We start from the raw sequence: 17,687 nt of genomic DNA on the forward strand, positions 1-17,687 counted from the left end.
GGCGGCCACCTTGCCACCGTTGAACTCAACGGTGAAGTGCTCACCTCCCACCTATTCAAAGCCGGCCGCGAACACCAACGCCAACAAGGCCAACTGCTCAGCCACTACCACTACGACGACCAGAACCGCCTGCACGCCCACGCCGTCACCCAACAGCAAAACCACCTCTACCAACGCCAGTACGACTACGACAAAGCCGGCAATCTCACCCGCCTGCTCGATTCGCGCAAAGGCGAACACCTTTACCGCTACGAGGGCACCTTATAGAAAAGCATGTCGATAGAACTCACGAACAATTGCTTGAACGCTTGAAGCAAGAACCACATATTCCTGCAGCCTCTACTTTCAAAGATCGCGCAACAGCAGAACTCGCCATATCAAATGTAATAAATAAGAACGAAACCAAAATCAAAAACTTCCTCAAAGGAAAAAATAGCCAGCTAGTCATCATTCAAAAAACCGAACAACCAATAGGCACCAGTTTTAAAAAAATACGACAACACCTGTTCCAGGAAAAGAAATCTACCTTATTATCCGCAGAGACAAAAAAATGCACATTGGCTACCGAATTCATACAGGCTTTCCAAACCCATGAACGAAGACTATCCTGAACTACAGCAATTTTTTGCTGGATACTTTAATCAAGATTGGGTTGATGACCATAAAACCGCAAATGACGTAATTGATTTTTTCATCTCCGAAAACTCGATGGAGACGATAAATACAGTGCTACTTGAACTGGATAAATTAATTTCCACCGAAAAATCCGAGCAAGAGCTTCAAGACTATCTGCTCTATGACATCGGGTGCTACTACTATTACCCTAACGAATGGAGTGACGGCAGAACTTGGTTAAAATATGTCGTTTCAGCATTAAAAAAGGGGAAAGCCCTTCAATAACGAATAAATCAACTGCCTTCCCGAGTTAAGGGGCTGCTACGCAGCCCCACGCGAGCAAGCTCGCTCGCCACAGCCAAGGTAAGTAAGCAGTTCTCTTAAATCCCTGCCAACGCCAAATCCATCGCAAAATACGTAAAAATCAAATCCGCCCCCGCGCGCTTGATCGAACCCAGGGTTTCGCGCACCACGCGATCCTCATCAATCGCCCCTGCCTGGGCGCCGAATTTGATCATCGCGTACTCACCGCTCACCTGGTACGCCGCCACCGGCAGGCGTGAGGCTTCGCGGATGTCGCGGATGATGTCGAGGTAGGCACCGGCGGGTTTGACCATCAGCGCATCGGCGCCTTCCTGCTCGTCGAGCAGCGATTCGCGTACGGCTTCGCGGCGGTTCATTGGGTTCATCTGGTAGCTTTTGCGGTCGCCCTTGAGCGCACTGCCGCCGGCTTCGCGGAACGGGCCGTAGAGGGCCGAGGCGAATTTGGTGGAGTAGGCCATGATCGGAATGTGGGTGAAACCGGCGTCGTCCAGGGCGCGTCGGATGGCTTGGACCTGGCCGTCCATCGCTGCCGAGGGCGCGATGACGTCGGCGCCGGCGCGGGCGGCGGCCACGGCTTGTTTGCCAAGGTTGACCAGGGTCGCGTCATTGTCGACGTGGGCGCCATGCATTACGCCGCAGTGGCCGTGGTCGGTGTATTCACAAAAGCAGGTGTCGGACATCACGATCATTTCCGGCACGGCGTCCTTGATAATCGACGACATGCGCGAGACGAGGCCACGCTCCTTCCATGTGTCGCTGCCGCTGGCGTCCAGATGGTGGGAAACGCCAAAGGTCATCACCGACCTGATGCCGGCACGGGCATAGCGCTCGATCTCGCCGGCCAGTTTTTTCTCAGGGATACGCAACACGCCCGGCATGCTGGTGATCGGCACGAAGTCGTCGATTTCTTCTTCGACGAAAATCGGCAGCACCAGGTCGTTGAGCGTGAATTCGCTTTCCTGGAACAAGCCACGCAGCTCCGGGGAGCGGCGCAGGCGGCGGGGGCGGGCTTGGGGGAACTGACTGGTCATGGCTTTCCTGAAAAAGTGACTGATATCTTTGGGGCGAAAGCTTATGCCCCAAGCTGCCGCAGCACAAACGCCGAGGGGCCAACAGTGTATTGCGAGGCAGGTAATAATTGCATTGATCTAGAGCTGTAAACGGCCTTCGATGCATACCGCAACGGCGCCGCCGACCCAGATTTCATCGCCCTGGCGCTCGATACGAATACGCCCCGCTCGCCCCATGGCCGTGCCTTGGCTGACCACGTAACGCTCCGGGGCCAGGCCCTCGCTAAGCAACCACTGGGCAAGGCCGGCATTCAAACTGCCGGTGGCCGGGTCTTCCGGGCATGCGTCGCCGGCGATAAAAGCGCGCACCTCAAACTGTGCATCTTCCACATCGCTGGGAGCAATGACTCCGACCGCCAGCCCGAGCAACTGCGAGTAGTCAGGCTTTAACGCCAGCACTGCCTGACGATCAGCCAGCATCACCGCCAACCAACCGGCGCCGTTATCAACCCACTGGCTGCGAACAATAGCGCCGGGCGCCAGGCCCAACCCCATACGCACACGCTCCAGCAGCGGCGCCTCGACAACTCCCGAACGCAACAGAGGCGGCGCGATAAACGCCAGTTCGTCACCTTCGCGTCGCAGGCGCACCAAGCCGATTTCGCACTCTTGAATGATCTCTTGCCCACGTGCAACACCGCCGGCTTGCAACCACGCGTGGCAACTGCCCAACGTCGGGTGCCCGGCAAACGGCAGTTCCTGCGAGGTGGTGAAAATTCTCACTCGGTAGTCGGCGCGGGGGTCGCGGGCCCTTAGCAAGAACGTGGTTTCGCTGAGGTTCGTCCACTTCGCGAAGTCGGCCATCTGCTGGTCCGTAAGGCTGTCGGCCCCGAGCACCACTGCCAGAGGGTTGCCTTTGAGCGGCACGCTGCTGAATACATCCAGTTGTTTGAAATCGAAAGTCGGCATGCGTCAGCTCGGAATATTCAGGCCACGGATCACGGCTGGGCGTGCGACAAAGCCGTCCAGTGCGCGCAGTACATTAGGGAAATCGGCAATGCCCACCAGGTCGCCCGATTCGTAGAAGCCGATCAGGTTGCGAATCCAGGGGAAGGTAGCGATGTCAGCGATGCTGTAATCGTCACCCATGATCCAGGTGCGGCCCAGCAGGCGTTTTTCCAGTACTTGGAGCAAGCGCCGGGATTCGGCGGCGTAGCGGTCACGCGGGCGCTTGTCTTCATAAGCCTTGCCGGCGAATTTGTTGAAGAACCCCAACTGCCCGAACATCGGGCCGATCCCGCCCATCTGGAACATCAGCCACTGGAGGGTTTCGTAGCGCGTGGCCGGGTCTTCGGCGAGCAACCGGCTGGTTTTTTCCGCCAGGTAAATCAGGATCGCGCCGGACTCGAACAGCGCCAGCGGCTGCCCGCTTGGGCCATTGGGATCGATGATCGCAGGGATCTTGTTATTGGGGTTCAGCGACATGAACGCTGGGGACAGCTGATCCTGAGTGTCGAAACTGACCTTGTGCGCCTCGTAAGGCAGGCCCAGCTCTTCGAGCATGATGGATACTTTTACCCCGTTGGGCGTAGGCAGCGAGTACAGTTGCAAGCGCTCCGGGTGCTGGGCAGGCCATTTGCTGTTGATCGGGAAAGCGGCAAGTGCGTTCATCGGGAACCCCTGGGCGTAAATTCCCATGATAGTCATCTGCCCGCCGTCATGCTGGGTCATCATTGCGCAACATTTGCGGATTAGAGTCCGCCAAGGCGAACCAAAGCACTCGAACGCACTCTTAACAGCGCCCGAACGGTGAATGGAGGCACCTTGCTACATCGACATGGAAAACCGCAGGACGCTTGACGCGTCACTGGGGCCGGGCCTGTCCGCCTTAATCCGACGCACGAAGACTCGAACCTATATGAAGATCAAGCCTCTGCGCCTTGTGCAACGATTCAAACGTTATTCTTACATCATGTTACCGCTGCTGCTGGTTACCGCCGGTATTGTCACGGCACTGGATGCCCGTGAAAGCCGCGCGCAACCGGTTGACGGCGTGCAAACCCTGGTTTTCCTGCGCCACGGCGAAAAACCTGTCGGGGGCCTGGGCCAACTCAATTGCCAGGGCCTGAACCGTGCCATGAACCTGGCCAGCGTATTGCCGGAAAAATTCGGCAAGGCCGACTTTGTATTTGCCGCCAACCCGACGCGAAATGTCGAGGAAGGTGAACTGGACAACTCCTACAGCTACATTCGCCCGCTGATGACCATCAGTCCGAGCGCGATCAAGCTGGGCTTGCCGGTCAACATCAAGTTCTCGGCCAATGACACCAGTGCCCTGGCCGACGAGTTGGTCGAGGACAAGTACCACAACGCCACGATCTACACCGCCTGGTCCCACGGTTACCTGCCTGAATTGATCAACAAGGTCGCCAGTGAAGCCGCCGGCGAGAAGCACACCATCACCGAAGACTGGTCCGGTAACGACTATGACTCGCTGTACGTGCTGACACTCACCTGGCACAACGGCAAGGCATCGCTGCTCAGCCGCAACTACAAGCAAGGCCTGAATAATGGTGAGCAAACGTGCCCGGACCCGACCCAGGTCAGCGCAGATACCTGAAGGTTAAGCGTCAGGCGAGTATGATGCTGCGCTATTGACTCATCTGCGGATCATCTCCATGCCCAACCTCGCATCTGCCCAGCCCAACCGGGGCTGGTCGTTCTGGTACAAACCTGCGCTGTTTCTGCTGGTGGCCTGTATCGGCCTCTATTACGTGAAATGGTCACCCTACTACCTCAAGGCTTTTGTAGCGGCCGACAACCACAGCATCGGCGCCTCGATTCTCAATGACCAGCAAAGCTCGCCCCTCGCGGCGGCGCTGGCCTATGCCCAGGTGTATTTTCTGGCGATCTGGAAAGCCGCCGTACTCGCGGTAATCCTCGGTTCGCTGCTGCAGGTATTGATTCCCCGTGACTGGCTGTTGCGCCTGTTTGGCCGCGCCGGGCTGGGCTCGACCCTGCGCGGCGGGCTGTTCGCCTTGCCGGGGATGATGTGCAGTTGCTGCGCGGCGCCGGTGGCGGCGGGCATGCGCCGTCAGCAGGTGTCGGTGGGGGCGGCCCTGGCGTTCTGGATCGCCAACCCGGTATTGAACCCGGCCACGCTGGTGTTCATGGGGTTTGTGCTGGGCTGGGGCTTTACCGCGCTGCGGCTGGTGGCGGGAATTGTGCTGGTGGTGGGCGTGTCGTTGGTGGCGCAACGCATTGCGCGCCCGGACCAAGTGCCGGAAGCGGCGCTGGAAGCCGTGGCCGAAGTCAGTACTGTTGAGTCCGAACCCTTCCTGGCGCGCTGGCTACGGACCTTGTGGCAGCTGTTCTGGAGCACCATCCCGGTGTATATCCTCGCGGTGCTGATCCTCGGCGCGGCACGGGTCTGGCTGTTCCCTCATGTGGACGGGGCGATGGCCGACAGCCTTGTGTGGCTGGTGCCATTGGCTATTGTCGGCACGTTGTTCGTGATTCCTACGGCGGCGGAGATTCCCATCGTACAAACCATGATGGCCTTGGGCATGGGCACCGGCCCGGCCGTGGCTTTGCTGATGACCCTGCCGAGCGTGAGCCTGCCGTCCCTGTTGATGCTGCGTAAGGATTTCGATGCGCGGGTGCTGGTGACGGTGGCCGGGCTGACCATGCTGATGGGGGTGGTGTGCGGGTTGATCGGAGCGGTGATTCTTTAGGTTTCAGGTGAAGCTGAGGGCTTGCTCGCGTAGAGGCCCTCGCAACCTGTCAGTCAACCGCGCCGAGCACCACGCTCGCGCAGATACTCCACCACCGCGCCCTGCTCCCCGGCAAACTCGATACGCGCACCTTTGCTCTCACGCTGAAACGCATACATCGGGTCGTAATACTCACGCAACAACCCTTCAATCCACTCCCGATGCGTATCCACGGCGCCAGTGCGCGCCTGTTCAGCCAGGGCGTCCTGCAAAACCGCCTGCAGCCGCTGGAAGCGTTCACCACCCAGGCGCTTATGGATATTGGCGAGGCTTTGGGTCAGACGCTCGGCGAACAATGCCTGGCCATGTTCACCAAATACTTCAATGAACTCGGCGCACAGGTCGACCACATAATCGCGCAGGATGCGCTCCACGCGCCCTTCAACGCTGTCTTCCAGCCACACCATCGGTAATGTTTGCATGCCCTTGTGCAACGGCAGCGGCAATGCACAACTGCCGATCATGCGGCTCTCGTCCTCGACCACAAACTGCTCGATGCCCGCCGCGCGTTTTTTCAACAAGTCCACCGCGAGGCGGTTTTCGAAGTCGATATTGGAAGGTTGCGCCGTGGCGCGCTTGCCGAAGCTGGAGCCGCGATGGTTGGCGTGGCCTTCCAGGTCCAGGGCGTTGCGCAACTGGCCGAGCACTTCGGTCTTGCCGGTGCCGGTCATGCCGCCGAGCAAGACGAAATCACATTGGGCGGTGGCCTGCTCGAGCGTGTCCAGCAAAAAGGTGCGCATGGCCTTGTAGCCACCGCCGACGCGGGGGTATTGGATACCCGCTTCGGTCTCCAACCATTGCTGCACTATCTGCGAACGCAGCCCGCCGCGAAAGCAGTACAGGTAACCGTCCGGATGGGCCTGGGCGAACCGCGCCCACTGCTCGATGCGTTCGGCCTTGATCGCCCCGGACACCAACTCATGGCCCAGCACGATTGCAGCTTGCTGGCCTTGCTGCTTGTAGCAGGTGCCGACGCGCTGGCGCTCTTCGTCGGTCATCAACGGCAGGTTGACTACACCGGGAAACGCGCCCTTGGTGAATTCGACCGGCGCACGGGTATCCATCATCGGCCGGTCGTTGAGGAAGATGTCGCGGTAATCGGTGATGTCAGTCGCCATCAAACCACCTCTACCGCGTTGCTCTGTCGCTCGAGCAGTTCGCCGATCGGCTCGAGGGCCAGGCCCAGTTCAGCGGCCACCGCGTGGAACTCGGCGTCGCCCTCGGCGGTAACGGCGATCAGCAGGCCACCGCTGGTTTGCGGGTCGCACAGCACGCGCTTGTGCAGCTCCTGCACGCGCCCCAGCTTGCTGGCGTAGCTGTCGAAGTTGCGCAAGGTGCCACCCGGTACGCAACCCTGGTCCAGGTAGTACTCGACACCCGGCAAGCGTGGGACTTTTGCATACTCGATGCGGGCCGTGAGGCCGCTGCCGTCGGCCATCTCCACCAAGTGACCGAGCAGGCCGAAGCCCGTGACATCGGTCATCGCCGTCACACCGGCCAATTTGCCGAAACGGCTGCCGGGTTTGTTAAGCGTGCACATCCAGTCACGGGCCAGGCCGATATCCGCTTCGCGCAACTTGCCCTTCTTTTCCGCGGTAGTGAGGATGCCGATGCCCAAGGGCTTGGTCAGGTACAGCTTGCACCCGGCGGTGGCGGTGTCGTTGCGCTTCATATGGCGCTTTTGCACGATGCCCGTCACGGCCAGGCCGAAGATCGGCTCCGGGGCATCGATGGAGTGCCCACCCGCCAGGGGAATGCCGGCAGCGTCGCACACGGCGCGGCCACCACGGATGACTTCGCGGGCGATCTCCGGCGCCAGCACATTCACCGGCCAACCGAGAATAGCGATGGCCATCAACGGGTCGCCGCCCATGGCATAGATGTCGCTGATGGCGTTGGTGGCGGCGATGCGGCCGAAGTCGAAAGGGTCATCGACGATCGGCATGAAAAAATCGGTGGTGGAAACCACGCCGCGCTCGTCGTCGATGGCGTACACGGCCGCGTCATCACGGGAGGCGTTGCCTACCCAGAGGTTGGGGTCGAGATTCTGTGCGCCGCTGCCGGCAAGGATCACTTCCAGCACCTGGGGCGAGATTTTGCAGCCGCAACCCGCACCGTGGCTGTACTGGGTAAGGCGAATCGGCTCGTTCATGGTGGACCTCAAGCTATCAAGTGGGCCGATTCTAGCAGACAGCAAAAGGCCGGCTGGGCTCATATGAGCGCAGCCGGCCTTTTGTTGCAGCGGTTACTGGCGGGCAGCGAGCAAACGCTTGTGGCGATTACGCCGTGCGATATTCAAACATTCGATAGCCGCCGAGAACGCCATGGCCGCGTACACGTAGCCTTTGGGCACATGGGCACCGAAGCCTTCGGCGATCAGCGTCATGCCGATCATGATCAAAAAGCCCAGGGCCAGCATCACCACGGTCGGGTTGTCGTTGATGAACTTGGCCAACGGTTCCGCCGCCACCAGCATCACGATGACCGAGGTCACCACGGCAATGATCATGATCGGCAAGTGTTCGGTCATGCCCACTGCCGTGATGATGCTGTCGATGGAGAACACCAGGTCGAGCAGCAGGATCTGCCCGATGGCCGCGGCAAAACCGATGGCAACCGTATTGCCGACGCTGATTTTCTCTTCGGGCTCCGGGTCCATGCTGTGATGGATCTCGGTGGTTGCCTTCCACACCAGGAACAGGCCACCGGCGATCAGGATCATGTCCTTCCACGAGAAGCCCTGACCGAACACTTCGAATACCGGCGTCGTCAACTGCACGATAAACGCGATGGTGCTCAACAGGCCCAGGCGCAACACCAACGCCATGCTGATGCCTATGCGCCGCGCCTTGGCCCGATGCTGCTCGGGCAATTTGTTGGTGAGGATCGAGATGAAGATCAGGTTGTCGATGCCCAGCACGATTTCCATGACGATCAAGGTCGCCAGTGCGACCCAGGCGGTGGGGCTGGCGGCCAGTTGTAAAAGATAATCCATAGGTCAGTCCTGACGTTGTGCTGTGAAATTAGGTTTCTTGGGTATGGGATTGCGCGTCTTTTTCTTCCTGATCATCCTTTTTAGGCGGATTGATCAAGCCCTGGGTCGCTTCACTCAATGCCTGCTCGGCGGCTTTCTGGGTGTCATCGATGGCTTGTTTGGCCGATTCGGTGGCCTTGCCCAGCACCTGCTGCGCGCTTTTCTCGACCTGATCGCACCCGCTGATCGCCACCAATGAAAGCGCAAGCAGTGCAGCCGCGCCCAGGGAATTGAGTTTCATGATGTATTCCTCGTTAGAACCCTTGGGTCCAAATAGTGGCCCCGCGATAGCGAGGCATTCTATGCAGGCCAACAGTTCAGGAAAATTCGTTTTTTTCTCGCGTATACTTCGTTTTTTACGAAGTGTAGACGGCAATGCTCAATTATCGACAATTGCATTACTTCTGGGTGGTGGCGAAGACCGGCAGCATCGTGCGCGCCTGCGAACAACTGAACCTCACGCCCCAGACCATCAGCGGGCAGATCAGCCTGTTGGAACAGACTTTTGGCATCGCCCTGTTTCAGCGCGTAGGCCGCCAGCTGGAGCTGACCGAAGCCGGGCGTCGGGCTCTGCCTTACGCCGAGCACATGTTCCAGACCGGCAACGAATTGGAGGCGATGCTGCGCGCGCAACCCAATGAGCAGCAGATTGTGTTCCGCGTCGGGGTGGCGGATGTGGTGCCCAAGTCCATCGTGTACCGGCTGATCGCCCCCACCATGGAGCTGAGCGAACCGATCCGTATCACTTGCCGCGAAGACAAACTCGAACGGTTATTGGCCGACCTGGCGATTCAGCGGCTGGACCTGGTGATCTCCGACAGCCCGATGCCCACGCATTTGGACATCAAGGGCTACAGCCAGAAGCTGGGGGAATGCGGCATCAGTTTTTTCGCCACCCAGGCATTGGCTGAGCAACACAGCGGCGCTTTTCCGGCGTGTTTGCACGGCGCGCCCTTGTTGATTCCCGGTGCGGAGACCGTTGTGCGCAGCCGTTTGCAGCGCTGGTTTGCCGACCAGCAGATTCAACCCATGATCATCGGCGAGTTCGACGACAGCGCGTTGATGCAGGCATTCGGGCAATCCGGCAGCGGCATCTTTATCGCCCCCAGCGTGATCGCCGATGAGGTGGTGCGCCAGTGCGGCGTGGCGCTGATCGGCCAGACCGACGCGGTGACCGAATCGTTCTACGCCATCTCGGTGGAGCGCAAGGTCAAGCACCCCGGCATCGTGGCGATTACCGAAGGCGCCCGACGCGAACTGTTTACCGCCCTGCCCTGACCGCAGTGTGGGAACGACTTAGCTAAATCCGACGGTGCCGGTGACGGAATGACGCAGCAAACGGGACTCGTCTTACAGCATGCTAGACTTCGCGCCTGCTCCATACAGTACTTTCTTCCTGCAATGCTGTGCCCTACTAAAAAAACTAGAGACAACTGTTTATGACTGCTGCCCCTTCACTGCTGCAACGTTTAATGCGCGTCAGCCTGGTCACCCAAATCATCATCGGCCTGATCGCCGGGATTCTGCTGGCGCTGTTGCTGCCCGAGGCCGCCAAGGCCAGCGGGTTTATTGGCAAATTGTTCGTCACGGCACTGAAGGCCGTCGCGCCGATCCTGGTGTTTGTGCTGGTGATGGCGTCTATCGCCAACCATAAACACGGCCAGGAAACCCATATCCGGCCGATCCTGTTCCTGTATTTGCTGGGTACCTTTGCCGCTGCCGTGGTGGCGGTGGTTGCCAGCATGATGTTCCCATCGTCTCTGGTACTGGCTACGCACGACGCCACTGTAAGCGCCCCTGGCGGTATCGGCGAGGTGCTGCAGGGGCTGCTGCTCAGCGTGGTGGATAACCCGATCAGCGCACTGATGAATGCCAACTTCATTGGCATCCTGGCCTGGGCCATCGGCATGGGCATTGCCATTCGCCACGCCGGCGAAACCACCCGCACGGTGCTCGACGACCTGTCCAATGGCGTGACGCTGATCGTTCGCGTGGTGATCCGCTTCGCCCCGCTGGGGATCTTCGGCCTGGTCGCTTCGACCCTGGCCACCTCCGGCTTCGGCGCCCTGCTCGGCTATGCCCACCTGTTGATGGTGCTGATCGGCTGCATGCTGTTCGTGGCGTTGGTGATCAACCCGGCCATCGTGTTCTGGAAACTGCGCCGTAACCCGTACCCGCTGGTGTTGTTGTGCCTGCGCGAAAGCGGTATCACCGCGTTCTTCACCCGCAGTTCGGCGGCGAATATCCCGGTGAACCTGGCGCTGAGCAAGCGTCTGGGCCTGCATGAGGACACCTACTCGGTATCGATCCCGCTCGGTGCCACGATCAATATGGCCGGTGCCGCGATCACCATCACTGTGCTGACCCTGGCGGCCGTGCATACCCTGGGCATCGCCGTAGACCTGCCCACCGCCGTGCTGCTGAGTGTGGTCGCGGCCATTTGCGCCTGCGGGGCTTCGGGCGTGGCCGGTGGTTCACTGCTGCTGATCCCGCTGGCGTGCAGCCTGTTCGGCATCCCGAGCGAGATCGCCATGCAGGTGGTGGCGGTAGGCTTCATCATCGGTGTGCTGCAGGATTCGGCGGAAACCGCGCTCAATTCGTCCACCGATGTGTTGTTTACTGCGGCGGCATGTTTGAACAAGGACGAACAGCGGGCTTAAACGCCAGCTGTAAAAAAGCCCGGGACGGTTCGTTGAGGAACCTCCCGGGCTTTTTTGTGGCTGCTTAGAAAGCGCCCATGTAATCGCGCTTGCCCACTTCGACGCCGTTATGACGCAGCAACGCGTAAGCGGTGGTGACGTGGAAGAAGAACTGCGGCAGGCCGTAGGTCAGCAGGTAGGACTGGCCGCTGAAGCGCTTCTCTTTCGGGGTGCCTGGGCGGGTGACGATCTCGATGCCTTCCTTGCCGTCGATTTGCTCAGGCTTGAGGGTGTCGACAAAAGCCAGCACCTTGGCGATCAGCGCTTGCAGGTCGGCGAAAGTGACTTCGCTGTCTTCGTACTTCGGCACTTCAATCTCGGCCAGGCGTGCGCTGACGCCTTTGGCGAAGTCGACGGCGATCTGTACCTGGCGCACCAGCGGGAACATATCCGGGAACAGGCGCGCCTGCAGCAAGGCGTTCGGTTCGATGTTCTTGGCGGTGGCGTGGGCTTCGGCTTTGTTCAGCACATCGCTGAGGGCGTTGAGCATTTGCTTGAAGACTGGGATAGAAGCGGCATACAGGGAAATAGTCATGTCAGTCTCACGGTAATGGCAGGGTTGGAACCAGCGGCGATTATAGCCATGCCTGCCGCTTGTCTTTTATTTTTTCCGGCTTAGGCTAAAGGATTGACTGCTGAGGGAACGCGCGATGACCGCCGAGCACGACACCGATACGCCTGAGCCGCGCCTGAACAGCACGGAAATCCGCATCCTGGGCTGCCTGATAGAGAAACAGGCGACCAACCCGGAAACCTACCCCCTGACCCTCAACGCCCTGGTACTGGCCTGTAACCAGAAAACCAGCCGCGAACCGGTGACCAACCTAAGCCAGGGCCAGGTTGGCCAGAGCCTGCGCGTGCTGGAAGGCCAGGGCTATACCCGACTGGTCATGGGCAGCCGCGCCGACCGCTGGGAACACCGCGTCGAAAAGGCGCTGGAACTGGTGCCGGCCCAGGTAATCCTGATCGGGCTGCTGTTCCTGCGCGGGCCGCAGACAGTCAATGAATTGCTGACGCGCAGTGGGCGCATGCATGACTTTGAAGACGCCGAGCAGGTGGTGCATCAACTGGAACGCCTGATTGCACGGGGCTTGGCGGTGCTGGTACCGCGCCAGGCGGGGCAGCGCGAGGACCGGTATACCCATGCGCTGGGGGACCCCGCGGATATCGAAGCAATTATTACAGCGCGCGGCAACCCGGTGGAACGTGGCGGCGGGGCTGTCTCCGTGGAGCGTATTGAAGAGTTGGAAGCGCGGATTGCGGCGCTGGAAGAGCGCCTGGCACAGTTGGAACAGGCCTGACGAGATTCAAACCTGTGGGAGCGGGCTTGCTGGCAAAAGGCCGTGGGTCAGTCGATATATTTGCCGACTGACACTGCGCTTTCGCGATCAAGCCCGCTCCCACAGTGGGCTGCGCGCAGGGCATTAGCTCCGGGCGAAGGCTACCGCCGCCTGGAACTGCTCCTGCGTAGGGCGCACGCCGGTATACAGCACAAACTGCTCCAGCGCTTGGATTGCAATCACTTCAAGCCCGGTAATCACCCGCTTGCCCTGGGCACGCGCATGCACAATCAAGGGTGTTTCAGCGGGGATCGCCACGACGTCAAACACCGTCTCGGCGTTATCAACCGCATCGGCCTCAAACGCCAGCTGATCCGCCTCCGCTCCGCCGGTCATACCGATCGGTGTCACATTAACCAGCATCCGCGGGCGCAGATCGCCCAGCTCAGCCTGCCATTCATACCCCAGGTTGTGTGCCAGGGCTCTGCCCGCCGCTTCATTGCGCGCGACGATCACGCCATTGGCGTAACCGCCATCGCGCAAGGCACTGGCCACGGCCTTGGCCATGCCGCCGCTGCCGCGCAGGACGAAGCTGGAGTCTTGCGGCACCTGATGTTTTTTCAGCAATTGCTCAACGGCGATGTAATCGGTGTTGTAGGCCTTGAGACGGCCGCCGGTATTGACGATGGTGTTCAGGGAGTCGATGGCTTGAACCGAATCGTCGAGTTCGTCCACTAAAGCGATGGCCGCTTCCTTGAACGGCATGGACACGCCACACCCCCGAATGCCCAGCGCCCGTATGCCACCGATCGCGCCGGGCAAGTCCTGGCTGCTGAAGGCTTTATAGTAGAAATTCAGGCCCAACTGCTCATACAGATGGTTATGGAAACGCAGGCCGAAATTCCCGGGACGCGCCGACAGTGACATGCACAGCTGGGTGTCCTTGTTGGGGTGCATCTGCATGGTAGCTCCTTGAAGTAAGCAAATCGGTACAGACCTTACACAACCTTTACCAATCGGCTGTGCTGTTTTTCAGAAACACGTTGTCTTAAAAGCATCCCCGCGACAATCCTTGAGTCTATTGACTGCAGACCACAAGCGCAGGGGCTAACCGAGGAATGACCATGATTCGTAAAGTCCCCAGGATCGCCTTGCTCATTGGCGCACTCGCTATGGCAGGCCAAGCTTCCGCCCACGGTGGTGGTTGGGGTGGCCCGGCCGTGTTGGGTGCTCTTGTCGGTGCCGCTGTCGTCGGCTCCGTGGTTGCCAGCCAGCCTCGTGAGGTCTATGTACAGCAACCGGTGTACGTCCAACCGCAACCGGTGTATGCCGCTCCGCCGCCGGTGTACTACGCACCGCCACCACCGGTGTACGTACAGCAACGGGTTTACTACCGCCCGGCACCGGTCTATTACGGCCCGCCACGGGGTTATGGCTACTATGGCCCTCCCCACGGCTACTACCGGCACGGCTGGTAACCGTCATCGGTGCAGATGCAACCGGCCCCGCTCGCTCGCGGGGCCTTTTTTTTTGCCTGGAGAGTCCGGATTTATCCTGCCAAGGTCGTTATGAGGACAATGCTTGAGCCGCAATCCCACATCATCAGGTTGAAATCTGCTCTTGATCGACCGATACCAACGCTGTCATGTTCGTGTCACCAACCCGTCTCACTATCGATTCTGTCCACTCAATAACAATTAAGGACGATTGACCATGCCTACGCAAAATCCGCACCGCACCGCTGGCCTCTGCACCTCCAGCAAAGTCTACAGCGCCCTGACCGAGCTCAAGCATCTGGAAGGCCACCGCAGCGCAAAGTTTCTGGCACTGCTGGCAGAGAACCTGGTGCGCAAGGGCCTGCTCAGCGAGCAGGAAGTGGTGCACATGCTCGATCAGGTGGTGGACTGACGTCTGGCGTTGATGTCGACTATCGAGCCAGGTGATTTTTCCTTGGCGCCACCGCCCCGTAAGGTGACCTCCATAACGTTTTCGGAGGTATTTATGCCCACTGTTCAGATCATGTCCGTCATCGGCAGCGCCGTTCCCGCCCCTCTTCGCAAACTGGGCTTGCTCGCCTGCTGGTACGTGGTGCGCGATGGCGAGCCTATCAGCGGCCCGCTCACCTCGTTATCCGACGCCCAGATGCAACGCCAACTGGCGGTTGGCTACAGGCTTGAAGCCTAGGGCAATGGCAATTTGGTGCGCGGCTTGGTTTCGACGAACAATGCCCAGCAGGACATGAACAGCGCCGCGACCAGCGGCCCGATCACAAAGCCGTTCAGGCCAAACACCGACAGCCCGCCCAGGGTCGAGATCAGGATCAGGTAGTCCGGCATCTTGGTGTCTTTGCCCACCAGAATCGGGCGCAGTACGTTGTCCACCAGGCCGATCACGAACACGCCGAACAGCGCCAGCACCACGCCCTGCCAGATCGAACCGCTCAGCAGGAAGTAGGCGGCCACCGGGGCCCATACAATCCCGGCGCCCACCGCAGGCAGCAGGGAAAGAAACGCCATCAATACCGCCCAGAGCAACGCGCTGGGAATATCCAGGAACCAGAAAATCAAGCCACCCAGCGCACCCTGGGTGACGGCCACCAATACGTTGCCTTTGACCGTGGCCCGCACCACCCGGTTGAACTTGAGTTGCAGGCGACGCTTTTGCGGCTCGGCCAATGGCACCGCCGTGCGCACCTTGCGTACCAGTTCCGGTCCGTCGCGCAGCAGGAAAAACAGCAGGTACAGCATGATGAAAAAGCTCACCAGGAAATCGAACGTGCCCTGGCCGAAGCTGAACGCCTGGGACGCGAAGAACTGGCTGCCCTGCATCGCGCCTTTAACAACCTTTTCCCGCAGCCCTTCCAGGTTGCCCATGCCAAAGCGGTCCAACAGGTGCTGGAAGTAAGGCGGCAGGAAGTGCTTGAACTGCTCGATATACCCGGCCACATCCAACTTGCCGCTTTCGATGTTTTTATAAAGTGTGGCGCCTTCTTGCACCAGCAGGGCACTGGTAATGATCACCGGCAAAATGGCGATCACCAGGCACACCGTCAAGGTGGTCAGGGAGGTCAGGTTGCGGTTCCAGCCAAAGCGCTGCTGCAGGCGGCGCTGCATGGGCGCGAAGATGATGCCGAGGATCACCGCCCAGAACACCGCACCGTAGAACGGCAGCAATATCCAGATAAAGGCGACGGTCACCAGGGCCAGCAGTAACAGCAGGGTCTTGAATTGCAGGTTGGTTTGATTCATGTCCGATCCATGTCAAAAAAACGCAGGGCCGGTGTCGGCCCTGTTGCTTAGTCCGCAGCGAAACCTGGGAGTGCCCTGCTTTATCGAACAAGCATAGATCGGCTTGTTTAGACATGGATCAATGAACCGCGCCCTGCCCTGCACTACCCTCGCGCCTTTTTGCGGTCCACACCTCCATGCCTCCGATAATCGCCCCCGAACTGCTCGCTCCCGCCGGCACGTTGAAGAACATGCGTTACGCCTTTGCCTATGGCGCCGATGCGGTGTACGCCGGCCAGCCGCGCTACAGCCTGCGCGTGCGCAATAATGAATTCGACCACGCCAACCTGGCCTTGGGGATCCAGGAAGCCCATGAACAGGGCAAGCGTTTCTACGTGGTGGTGAACATTGCGCCGCACAACGCCAAGCTGAAGACCTTCCTCAAAGACCTGGCTCCGGTGGTCGCCATGGGCCCGGATGCGCTGATCATGTCTGATCCGGGGCTGATCATGCTGGTGCGCCGGCATTTTCCACAGGTGCCGATTCACTTGTCGGTGCAAGCCAACACCGTCAATTGGGCCAGTGTGCAGTTCTGGCAACAACAAGGCATCTGCCGGGTGATCCTGTCGCGCGAGTTATCCCTGGAAGAGATCGGCGAGATTCGCCAGCAGGTGCCGACCATGGAGCTGGAGGTGTTCGTCCATGGCGCCCTGTGCATGGCTTATTCCGGGCGTTGCCTGCTGTCGGGCTATATGAACAAGCGCGACGCCAACCAGGGCACCTGCACCAATGCGTGTCGCTGGAAGTACCAGGCCACGCCGGCGGTGGAAAATGCCACGGGTGACATCGTCCAGGCCTATCCACCGACGCTGGGCATCGGTACGCCGACCGACCAGGTATTTCTATTGCAGGAAGCGAATCGCCCCGATCAGCAGATGCCCGCCTTCGAAGACGAACACGGCACCTACATCATGAACGCCAAGGACCTGCGCGCTGTCCAGCATGTGGAGCGCCTGGCCGACATGGGCGTACATTCGCTGAAGATCGAAGGCCGCACCAAATCGCACTTCTATTGCGCGCGCACCACCCAGGTGTATCGCCGCGCAATCGATGATGCGGTGGCCGGTCGCGCCTTTGACCGCCGCTTGATGACCGACCTCGAATCCCTGGCCCAACGCGGTTACACCGAAGGGTTCCTGCGCCGCCATGTGCACGACGAATACCAGAACTACCAGAACGGCAGCTCCGTCTCCGAGCGCCAGCAGTTTGTTGGTGAATTGACCGGCGAACGCCGGGGCGAGCTGGCCGAGGTCAAGGTAAAGAACCGCTTCGCCGTGGGCAATCACCTGGAATTGATGACGCCGGGCGGCAACTTTCACTTTGACCTGGCCAGCTTGCATGACGCCAAGGGCGACGCCATCGAGGTAGCGCCGGGGGATGGGCACATGGTGTATGTGCCCCTGCCGGCCGAGATGAACCTGGCTTTCGGCTTGCTGATGCGCGACGTTTAACGCCTGTGGCGAGGGAGCTTGCTCCCGCTGGGCCGCGCAGCGGCCCCAAAAAGTCGGCGGGCGCTGCGCACCCGAGACTGTCAGAAATTTTGTGTTCGGGCATAACATGTAGCTAGAGGTGCATGTATGCCGACAAAAAAGAAGCCCGCCAATGCAGCAGCGAGGGAGTTACCCTCGATCCCCCAAGAACTGATCGAGCAGTTTGTTAAAGGCC

At 59.8% G+C, this 17,687-nt stretch carries 22 protein-coding genes; 12 read left to right on the top strand and 10 right to left on the bottom strand.

Annotated features, from left to right (window positions below):
* The 3 genes from Q1V60_RS04485 to Q1V60_RS04495 all read left to right on the top strand — a co-directional run.
* Positions 1-267: hypothetical protein (locus Q1V60_RS04485; protein WP_300627777.1), on the top strand; the 267-nt coding region annotated here is incomplete at its 5' end.
* 29 nt (positions 268-296) lie between these two features.
* Positions 297-611, top strand: a complete 315-nt coding sequence (locus Q1V60_RS04490) for an RNase A-like domain-containing protein (RefSeq protein ID WP_300627779.1) — start codon at positions 297-299, stop codon at positions 609-611.
* On the top strand, positions 592-900 hold the full coding sequence (locus Q1V60_RS04495) for a contact-dependent growth inhibition system immunity protein (protein WP_300627782.1): 309 nt from the start codon (positions 592-594) through the stop codon (positions 898-900). The genes Q1V60_RS04490 and Q1V60_RS04495 overlap by 20 nt, the downstream gene beginning before the upstream one ends.
* A 95-nt stretch (positions 901-995) precedes the next feature.
* On the opposite strand, the gene hemB is transcribed toward Q1V60_RS04495, so the two are convergent.
* The 3 genes from hemB to Q1V60_RS04510 all read right to left on the bottom strand — a co-directional run bounded on the left by hemB (position 996) and on the right by Q1V60_RS04510 (position 3,620).
* Entirely contained in the window at positions 996-1,970 is a 975-nt protein-coding gene (gene hemB / locus Q1V60_RS04500; protein WP_300627784.1) for a porphobilinogen synthase, read from the bottom strand.
* 117 nt (positions 1,971-2,087) lie between these two features.
* On the bottom strand, positions 2,088-2,918 hold the full coding sequence (locus tag Q1V60_RS04505) for a PhzF family phenazine biosynthesis protein (RefSeq protein ID WP_300627786.1): 831 nt from the start codon (positions 2,916-2,918) through the stop codon (positions 2,088-2,090).
* A gap of 3 nt (positions 2,919-2,921) precedes the next feature.
* Positions 2,922-3,620 carry a glutathione S-transferase N-terminal domain-containing protein gene (locus Q1V60_RS04510; RefSeq protein WP_300627825.1) on the bottom strand — a complete coding sequence of 233 codons (699 nt, stop codon included), beginning with the start codon at positions 3,618-3,620 and terminating at the stop codon, positions 2,922-2,924.
* A gap of 247 nt (positions 3,621-3,867) precedes the next feature.
* Between Q1V60_RS04510 and Q1V60_RS04515 the strand changes: the two genes are divergently transcribed.
* Together Q1V60_RS04515 and Q1V60_RS04520 are read left to right on the top strand one after the other, a co-directional pair.
* Positions 3,868-4,569: a histidine phosphatase family protein gene (locus Q1V60_RS04515; protein WP_300627788.1), complete on the top strand. Its 702-nt coding sequence runs from the start codon at positions 3,868-3,870 to the stop codon at positions 4,567-4,569.
* A gap of 58 nt (positions 4,570-4,627) precedes the next feature.
* A complete protein-coding gene (locus tag Q1V60_RS04520; protein ID WP_300627790.1) occupies positions 4,628-5,683 on the top strand; it encodes a permease in 1,056 nt (351 codons plus the stop codon).
* Between the two features lie 53 nt (positions 5,684-5,736).
* Here the strand turns inward: Q1V60_RS04520 and mnmH are convergent, their stop codons facing one another.
* The 4 genes from mnmH to Q1V60_RS04540 form a co-directional block, all read right to left on the bottom strand.
* Positions 5,737-6,840 (bottom strand): tRNA 2-selenouridine(34) synthase MnmH, encoded by a 1,104-nt coding sequence (mnmH, locus tag Q1V60_RS04525; protein WP_300627793.1) that lies wholly within the window; start codon positions 6,838-6,840, stop codon positions 5,737-5,739.
* A complete protein-coding gene (gene selD, locus Q1V60_RS04530; RefSeq protein WP_300627795.1) occupies positions 6,840-7,874 on the bottom strand; it encodes a selenide, water dikinase SelD in 1,035 nt (344 codons plus the stop codon). The genes mnmH and selD overlap by 1 nt, the downstream gene beginning before the upstream one ends.
* Positions 7,875-7,967: 93 nt before the next feature.
* Positions 7,968-8,717: a TerC family protein gene (locus Q1V60_RS04535; RefSeq protein WP_300627797.1), complete on the bottom strand. Its 750-nt coding sequence runs from the start codon at positions 8,715-8,717 to the stop codon at positions 7,968-7,970.
* Positions 8,718-8,745: 28 nt separating this feature from the next.
* Positions 8,746-8,997 carry a hypothetical protein gene (locus tag Q1V60_RS04540; RefSeq protein ID WP_300627800.1) on the bottom strand — a complete coding sequence of 84 codons (252 nt, stop codon included), beginning with the start codon at positions 8,995-8,997 and terminating at the stop codon, positions 8,746-8,748.
* A 134-nt stretch (positions 8,998-9,131) separates the two neighbouring features.
* Here Q1V60_RS04540 and nhaR point away from each other — a divergent pair, with 134 nt between their 5' ends.
* Both nhaR and sstT read left to right on the top strand, forming a co-directional pair.
* On the top strand, positions 9,132-10,034 hold the full coding sequence (nhaR, locus tag Q1V60_RS04545; RefSeq protein WP_300627802.1) for a transcriptional activator NhaR: 903 nt from the start codon (positions 9,132-9,134) through the stop codon (positions 10,032-10,034).
* 161 nt (positions 10,035-10,195) lie between these two features.
* Positions 10,196-11,416, top strand: coding sequence for a serine/threonine transporter SstT (gene sstT / locus Q1V60_RS04550; RefSeq protein ID WP_300627803.1), 1,221 nt, complete (start codon positions 10,196-10,198; stop codon positions 11,414-11,416).
* Positions 11,417-11,480: 64 nt separating this feature from the next.
* On the opposite strand, the gene Q1V60_RS04555 is transcribed toward sstT, so the two are convergent.
* The gene (locus tag Q1V60_RS04555) at positions 11,481-11,990 is read right to left on the bottom strand and encodes a DUF1993 domain-containing protein (protein ID WP_300627804.1); all 510 of its coding nucleotides are present in this window, start codon (positions 11,988-11,990) and stop codon (positions 11,481-11,483) included.
* Positions 11,991-12,105: 115 nt separating this feature from the next.
* Here Q1V60_RS04555 and Q1V60_RS04560 point away from each other — a divergent pair, with 115 nt between their 5' ends.
* Positions 12,106-12,756 (top strand): DUF480 domain-containing protein, encoded by a 651-nt coding sequence (locus Q1V60_RS04560; RefSeq protein WP_300627806.1) that lies wholly within the window; start codon positions 12,106-12,108, stop codon positions 12,754-12,756.
* A gap of 123 nt (positions 12,757-12,879) precedes the next feature.
* Here the strand turns inward: Q1V60_RS04560 and Q1V60_RS04565 are convergent, their stop codons facing one another.
* Positions 12,880-13,698, bottom strand: a complete 819-nt coding sequence (locus Q1V60_RS04565) for a shikimate 5-dehydrogenase (RefSeq protein WP_300627809.1) — start codon at positions 13,696-13,698, stop codon at positions 12,880-12,882.
* Between the two features lie 155 nt (positions 13,699-13,853).
* On the opposite strand from Q1V60_RS04565, the gene Q1V60_RS04570 reads away from it, so the two are divergent.
* The 3 genes from Q1V60_RS04570 to Q1V60_RS04580 all read left to right on the top strand — a co-directional run bounded on the left by Q1V60_RS04570 (position 13,854) and on the right by Q1V60_RS04580 (position 14,919).
* Positions 13,854-14,213 carry a hypothetical protein gene (locus tag Q1V60_RS04570; RefSeq protein ID WP_300627812.1) on the top strand — a complete coding sequence of 120 codons (360 nt, stop codon included), beginning with the start codon at positions 13,854-13,856 and terminating at the stop codon, positions 14,211-14,213.
* A 235-nt stretch (positions 14,214-14,448) separates the two neighbouring features.
* A complete protein-coding gene (locus tag Q1V60_RS04575) occupies positions 14,449-14,643 on the top strand; it encodes a hypothetical protein (protein WP_033899765.1) in 195 nt (64 codons plus the stop codon).
* A 93-nt stretch (positions 14,644-14,736) separates the two neighbouring features.
* Complete coding sequence (locus tag Q1V60_RS04580; RefSeq protein ID WP_300627818.1) at positions 14,737-14,919, top strand: hypothetical protein; 183 nt, start codon at positions 14,737-14,739, stop codon at positions 14,917-14,919.
* Here the strand turns inward: Q1V60_RS04580 and Q1V60_RS04585 are convergent.
* A complete protein-coding gene (locus Q1V60_RS04585; RefSeq protein WP_300627820.1) occupies positions 14,916-15,983 on the bottom strand; it encodes an AI-2E family transporter in 1,068 nt (355 codons plus the stop codon). The two genes, Q1V60_RS04580 and Q1V60_RS04585, sit on opposite strands and share 4 nt — an antisense overlap.
* 176 nt (positions 15,984-16,159) lie before the next feature.
* On the opposite strand from Q1V60_RS04585, the gene yegQ reads away from it, so the two are divergent.
* A complete protein-coding gene (gene yegQ / locus Q1V60_RS04590) occupies positions 16,160-17,473 on the top strand; it encodes a tRNA 5-hydroxyuridine modification protein YegQ (protein ID WP_300627822.1) in 1,314 nt (437 codons plus the stop codon).
* Positions 17,474-17,687: the final 214 nt, after the last annotated feature.

The sequence above is a fragment of the Pseudomonas sp. genome (assembly GCF_030147005.1).
In the GTDB taxonomy this organism is placed as follows: domain Bacteria; phylum Pseudomonadota; class Gammaproteobacteria; order Pseudomonadales; family Pseudomonadaceae; genus Aquipseudomonas.